Consider the following 6,542-nt stretch of genomic DNA (forward strand, 5'->3'; position numbering starts at 1 on the left):
TCTCGGAGGAACGGGAGGAGTCCGGCCGCAGGCGGCGGATCTTTCGCCTGACCGACGCCGGCCGGAGCAGGTTGGCCGCGTGGCTCACCGTCCCGGAGGCCGGGCGCACCGAGCTGCGCGATCCCGGCCTGCTCAAGCTGGCATTCGCCGATCTGGGCCGGCCGGGTGATGTCAGCCGGCTCGCGCGGGCCCAGGCGGCGGCGCATCGCGCTCACCTGGAGGTGTACCGCTCCCTGATCGCGCTGCCCGCGGGCGCCCTGGCCTGGTCGCTGCGCCGGACCCTCGATCTCGGGCTCGGCTACGAGGAGCTCGCGGTCGAGTTCTGGGAACGCCTCGCCGCCGAGCCGGGCGGGGTGGCGCGGCGGTCAGCGGGCGGTGCGGTGCCTGCCCCGGGCCCGCAGGTAGTCCCGGATGACGTAGTTGCCGAGGGCGGCGGGATCGGGTGAGAGAACCCGCCCGCCGTTGCGTCTGGCTATCTCCTCGACGAACTGCACCAGCCGTGGCTCGTCGTCGAGCATGAACACGTTGACGGTCACGCCGCGCCGGGTGAGCCGGTCGACCTCGGCCAGGGTCAGCTCCAGGGTCTCGGGCATCGGCGGCCAGGAGAACGAGGGAGTACCGTCGCGCAGCAGGTGCGCGGTGGGCTCACCGTCGGTGACCACCATGATGACCGGCTCCGACTGCGGGTAGCGGCTCAGCAACCGGCCAGCGATGAGCAGGGCGTGCTGCAGGTTCGTGCCCTGCACCATCTCGGAGTCGAGCCCGGCGAGCTCGACCGGCCGCAGCTCCCGGGCGTAGTCCGAGAAGCCGACAATGTGGATCTTGTCTTGCGGGAACGACGTGCTGACGAGCGTGTGCAGCGCGAGTGCCGTCGACTTCGCGATGCCCCAGGTGCCCCGCAGCGCCATCGAGTAGGACAGGTCGACGAGCAGGCACACCGCCGCCGTGGCGCGGCGCTCCGTCTCGGCGACCTCGAAGTCGGCCACCGCCAGGCGGATCGGGTGGCCCCGGCCGGGCGGACCGCCGCGCAGCACCGCGTTGCGGACCGTGCGGACGACGTCGATCGGCTGGGTGTCGCCGAACTGCCAGGCCCGGGAGGTGCCCAGCAGATCCCCGGCGGAACCCGCGTCGGTCACGCTGTGATCCCCGCGGCCCCGGGCGGAGACCTGCCGGAAGATCCGGGCCAGTGCGGCCTGCCCGATCCGGCGCACCGCCCGCGGGGTGAGCTCCAGGCTCCCGGCCCGGCGGGTGAGGAATCCCTGCCGCTCCAGCTCCCGTTCGATCTCCTGCAGCCCTCGCAGATCGTCGACGGCGGACCGGCCCAGCGCCCGGGCCACCGCCTCGGGGTCAACGTCTTCCAGGGAGGCCCCGGCGTAGTCCTGCCCCAGCGCGGCGGCCAGTTCGTCCAGCTCCGCGAGCTCCTCCAGCGCGGTGGTGGCGTCGCCGAGACCGAGCGGTTCCTCGCCGCTCAGGCCGTCGCCCAACCGGCCGGCCCGCCCCCGCAGCCGTCCACCCCAGTTGAGGTCCGGTCGGGACGCGCGCAGCGCCTGCGCCAGGCGTGACATCTCCGCGGCGAGCCCCAGGTCCTCCATCGCCGTGGACATCAGGTCGGCGAGTTCGGAGCGCTGCTGCGGGGTGAGCCCGGCCAGCAACCGCGCGGCGGCGGCGGCCCGGCGGGCCAGCGCGTCAACCAGTTCCTCCAGCGAGCCGGGGTTCTCCGGAAAGAAGTCGCCGAACTCCCGCATGAACCGGGCGAACGCCTCGTCGGTGTCCTCACCGCGGGCGTCCGCCTCCAGCAGGGCGTTGAGCGCGCCGACCATCTCCCGGATCCGGGCGAAGTCCTCGGGCGTGGCCCCCTCCAGGGCCTGCTTCATCCCCCTGAACTGGGAATCGAGGACCTCGCGACGCAGCAGCTCGGAGATCTTCTCGTACGTCTCGCGGGCCGGCTGCGACCGCCAGTCGTACTCGGCGAGCGAGCGCACCGCACGGGCGGGGTCCGCGGGCAGCGCGTCCAGCTCGGCTTCGCGCAGCCGGGCGTCGTCGGAGGGGTCGGGGAACAGCGCCGCCCGTTCCTGGCCCACGGCGGTGTCGAGCAGCCGGCGGACCTCTTGGAGCGTCCCGTCCATCCGGCCGTGGGATCGGGCCTCCCGCCGGTGCCGCTCGACGGCCCGGCGCATGTCGTCCAGACCACGCCGGCCCGGCATGCCCCGGCGCAGCAGCGACTCCAGAGCCTCCCGCGGGGTGCGTCCCTCCAGAATCTGGCGGGACATCTCATCCAGGGCGTCGGACGCGGTGAAGGGAGAGGCGAGTGGGTCGGGTCCGCCGTCCCACGGGCCATACCGGAATGTTCCGGAATTCACTGTTCCTCCTGGAAGCTTCCGTGCCGAGGCCAGGTGCCGCCGGGTCAGGTGCCGTAGACGGTCCGTCCGGGAAGCTCTTCCTTGGCCAGCCGGCGGTTGAGGTGCAATCCCTCCATCGCCAGCTCCAGCGCGGCCGCCGCGAGCCCCGGCGACTCCGCCCCGTCCACGCCGAGCCTGGTCAGGATCGCCGCGAGCCCGGGCACCGGCCCGACCCGGCGCAGCAGCTCGGCCGCCGCTACCAGGTCGCCGGTCTCGACCGGGCCATCCGCGTCGAAGCGGGCCTGCAGGCCGGTGAGGTCCGCGCCGGCCAGCCTCGCCCGGAATGTCTCGGCCACCGCGCGGCGCAGCAGCAGCGCGAGGACCTCGTCCTCCCGGCCCTCCTCCAGCTGGTCGAACTCGACCTTGCCGCGTACCGCCGGGACGATCGCGGCGAGGTCGACCACCCGTGCGGTGGGCGTCTCCTCGCCGGTCAGCGCCGCGCGGCGGACCGCCGAAGCCGCCACCGTCTCGGCCGCGGCCACCGACAGCCGGGCCGACACCCCCGAGCGCTGGTCGACCTGGGGGGCGTCGCGCACCAGCCGGGTGAACCGGGCCACGATCTCCACCAGGTGATCGGGTATCTCCGGTGCGCCGAGCGGGGACCCCGCCCAGGACATCACCGCCTCCTGGCGGATCAGCGCCAGTTCGTCGGTGAGGTGCAGCGGGTAGTGGGTGCGGACCTCGGCGCCGAACCGGTCCTTGAGCGGCGTGATGATCCGCCCCCGGTTGGTGTAGTCCTCGGGGTTGGCCGAGGCGACCAGCAGCAGGTCCAGCGGCAACCGGAGCAGGTAGCCGCGGACCTGGATGTCCCGCTCCTCCAGCACGTTGAGCAGCGCGACCTGGATCCGTTCGGCGAGGTCGGGCAGCTCGTTGACGCTGAAGATCCCGCGGTTGGTGCGCGGCACCAGCCCGTAGTGGACCGTCTCGGGGTCGCCGAGCGTGCGGCCCTCGGCGACCTTCACCGGGTCGACGTCGCCGATGAGGTCGCCGACGCTCGTGTCCGGGGTCGCGAGCTTCTCGCTGAACCGCTCGCCGCGGTGCCGCCAGACCACCGGCAGCGCGTCACCGAGATCGGCCGCCAGCGCCCGGCATCGGCCACAGACCGGCGCGTAGGGGTGGTCGTTGATCTCACAGCCGGCGACGGCCGGCGACCACTCGTCGAGCAGGCTCACCAGAGTGCGGATGAGCCGGGTCTTGCCCTGCCCGCGCTCGCCGAGGAAGACGATGTCGTGACCGGCCAGGATGGCCCGCTCGACCTGGGGAAGGACGGTCTCGTCGAAACCGACGATGCCCGGGAACCGGGGGCCGTCGCCCTGCATCAGGGCGACGAGGTTGTCGCGCAGCTCCGTCCGCACCGGGCGGTGCGCGTGCCCGCTGCGGCGCAGCCCACCCAGGGTGGTGAACTGCGGGGCGGCGGCCGTCGGCGGGTGGGCCGCAGATGCCACGGTCGGGGGCACGGTCGGTGGTATGGAATGACTGGGCTGTGCCGGCAGATCCTCCACCCGTCGACGGTACGCCGACGCCGCCACCCGTGCAGCCGGGCCTGCGGTCGTCCGCTGCTGGCGTAGTCAGCCCGAGTAGGGCGACACCGAGACGATCTCGACCTTGGCCGAACGGCCGTTGGGCAGCGTGTAGGAGACGGTCTCGCCCGCCTTGTGCCCGGTCACCGCGCCGCCTAGCGGGGACGCCGGGGAGAAGACCTCGATGGGCGTGCTGTGGTCCTCGCGCGAGCCGATGAGGAACTTCTCCGTCTCTCGTTCGCCGGGGAAGCGCACCTCGACGACGGTGCCGGGGCCGGCCTCGCCGGTCGCCGCGGGTGCCTCGCCGACCTGGGCGTCGCGCAGCAGGTCCGTGAGCTGGCGAATCCGGGCCTCCTGCTTGCCCTGCTCCTCCTTGGCCGCGTGGTAGCCGCCGTTTTCCTTGAGGTCGCCCTCCTCGCGGGCAGCCTCAATCTTGGTCGCGATCTCCGTACGCCACGGGCCGGTCAGGTAGTCGAGCTCGGAGCGGAGCCGGTCGTATGCCTCCTGGGTGAGCCAAGTCTGCTGCGTCACGCGGGTCACGCTCCTCGGTGAACATCAAAAGGGCCATCATACCAAAATGAATCAAGGAATCCGATGTCGGGCTTGGTGGCTCCGGCGGCGTCTGGACCGCCCGGAAGCTCCGGACCGGCGGGTCAGCCCTTACGGGTGATCCGACAGCCCTCGCCTTCGACCTCGACCACGAATGCTTCACGCAGGGGTGGGAGGACGACGGAACCGGCCGTCGTCCATCGGCCCTCCGGACCGGGCCGACGACGATGTCGGTGCGCCGGTCGACGGCAGGCCTGCCGTCGAAGCATGCGCGGACGGTGCATTGTGCCACGGCGTTGGGTGACTTTTCCAGACCGAACGCGGGGCGGGCCCCGGCGGTTCCTCAGGCGAGGTCGGATCACCCAGACCGGTGAGCCCGGAACAACGTTGAGGCATCAGCAACGTTGAGGCATCAGCAACGTCGAGGCATCAGGAACAATGGGCCGCATGCCTGCGGTCCACGATCGGCATGGCCTGCGCCTGATGGCCATCCACGCCCACCCCGATGACGAGTCCAGCAAAGGCGCCGCCACCATGGCACGTTACGCCAGCGAGGGCGCCGACGTCCTCGTGGTCACGTGTACCGGGGGGGAGGAGGGCAGCATCCTCAACCCCGCGATGGACCAGCCAGGTGTCGCCGCCCAGATGGCGGAGATCCGCAGGCAGGAGATGGAGGCTGCCCGGCTCATCCTCGGGGTCCGCCAGGAGTGGCTCGGCTTCGTCGACTCCGGACTGCCTGAGGGCGATCCGCCGCCGCCTGTTCCGGACGGGCGGTTCGCCACCATCGCGCTCGGCGAGGCGGCCCGTCCGCTGGTCCGGTTGATCCGTCAGTTCCGACCACAGGTCATCACGACCTACGACGAGTCGGGCGGGTATCCGCATCCCGACCACATCATGACCCATCGGGTCAGTGTGGAGGCGTTCGAGGCGGCCGGTGATCCCGACCGTTATCCCGAGGCCGGCGTCGACGCCGGCCTCGAACCCTGGCAGCCGCTCAAGCTTTACTACCACCTCACCTTCCACAAGGAGCGCGTCCTCGCTCTCCACGAGGAGATGATGGCCCGCGGTCTGGAGTCCCCCTATGCCGAGCGGCTGGCCGAGTGGGTCGACCGCGCCGAGGACACCGGTCGGCTCACCACCCAGGTGGAGTGCGCGGACTGGTTCGAGACCCGCGACCGGGCACTGATCGCCCACGCCACCCAGGTCGACCCCACCGGATGGTGGTTCCGGATACCCCTGGAGGTGCAGCGAGACGCCTGGCCGACGGAGGACTACCAGCTGGCCCGTTCTCTTATCGAGGTCGGCATGCTGCCCGAAGACGATCTGTTCAACGGCGTGTGACTCCCCGGTAACCCGACCTTTCAGGTGGCATGTGACTGTTCGGATGACATGTGACTTTTTGAACAGTATGTGATCTAGTCAACGGTGCGTGACCGCGGAGGCGGAGGACTCGTACGGCAGGGCGTAGGGTCGGAATCGGCGCCCGTTGTGGAGTGTCCCCGTGGCGGGCGGTGACAGCAGGTGTGGCGGACACCAGAGGACACCAGGTGTGAGGACGTGCCCGTGAACGAGGTCTTCGCCGCTTCCGTGCTGGTCGAGAGGAAGATCGACGCCGGAGCCGCCGGGCTCCTCGTCGTCCTGGCACTGATCGCGGCCTCCAGCGTGATCTTCTTCTTCCTCTCGAAGAGCCTGCGCCGGATGCGGTCGAACGTCGCCAGCGGCGAGTTCGCCGGCGTCGACCCTGATCCGAACGCGATGCGCCGGCTGGACGGTGGAGACGGGCCGGTTATCGACGGGGAGGTCGTCGAGGACACCGCCGGCACCGCCGGCACCGCCGGCGCCGGTGGCACGGCGGGCCTGGCGGGTGGCGGCGAGCAGCTGGACCTGCCGACCCAGCCTGGACCCCCCGCGGGCTCCGCGGGGAGCGATCGGTAGGCGGCTGCCGCAGACCCCGGCTAGGCCCGTCTTCCGCACATGGGGTTTCGATGCGTTGACCGGCCTGGTTTCCGATCAAGGTGGCCGGGTCGGGTCGACACCGAGAATGTCGAGGAGGTGCTGGTGCAGCGCCGAGGGG

General features: G+C 71.5%; 6 protein-coding genes. 3 read left to right on the top strand and 3 right to left on the bottom strand.

What is annotated here, in order from left to right:
- On the top strand, window positions 1-446 hold a 446-nt coding region (locus AC08OO_RS13440; protein ID WP_476618565.1), incomplete at its 5' end, for a PadR family transcriptional regulator.
- Here AC08OO_RS13440 and AC08OO_RS13445 read toward each other — a convergent pair.
- From AC08OO_RS13445 to greA, 3 genes are all read right to left on the bottom strand, one after another.
- On the bottom strand, window positions 366-2,360 hold the full coding sequence (locus AC08OO_RS13445) for a vWA domain-containing protein (protein ID WP_476618566.1): 1,995 nt from the start codon (window positions 2,358-2,360) through the stop codon (window positions 366-368). The two genes, AC08OO_RS13440 and AC08OO_RS13445, sit on opposite strands and share 81 nt — an antisense overlap.
- 44 nt (window positions 2,361-2,404) lie before the next feature.
- The gene (locus tag AC08OO_RS13450) at window positions 2,405-3,901 is read right to left on the bottom strand and encodes a magnesium chelatase ATPase subunit I (protein ID WP_476611547.1); all 1,497 of its coding nucleotides are present in this window, start codon (window positions 3,899-3,901) and stop codon (window positions 2,405-2,407) included.
- 66 nt (window positions 3,902-3,967) lie between these two features.
- Window positions 3,968-4,450, bottom strand: coding sequence for a transcription elongation factor GreA (gene greA / locus AC08OO_RS13455; RefSeq protein ID WP_476606872.1), 483 nt, complete (start codon window positions 4,448-4,450; stop codon window positions 3,968-3,970).
- A 456-nt stretch (window positions 4,451-4,906) separates the two neighbouring features.
- Here greA and mca point away from each other — a divergent pair, with 456 nt between their 5' ends.
- Both mca and AC08OO_RS13465 read left to right on the top strand, forming a co-directional pair.
- A complete protein-coding gene (mca, locus tag AC08OO_RS13460) occupies window positions 4,907-5,809 on the top strand; it encodes a mycothiol conjugate amidase Mca (RefSeq protein ID WP_476611545.1) in 903 nt (300 codons plus the stop codon).
- Window positions 5,810-6,031: 222 nt separating this feature from the next.
- Complete coding sequence (locus AC08OO_RS13465; RefSeq protein ID WP_476611546.1) at window positions 6,032-6,403, top strand: hypothetical protein; 372 nt, start codon at window positions 6,032-6,034, stop codon at window positions 6,401-6,403.
- Window positions 6,404-6,542 lie beyond the last annotated feature (139 nt).

It is taken from the genome of Frankia sp. CeCAU1, assembly GCF_977971845.1.

Coding starts and splice junctions, on each gene's coding strand:
- mca (WP_476611545.1), top strand. CDS start 4,907: ATGGGCCGCATGCCTGCGGTCCACGATCGGCATGGCCTGCGCCTGATG.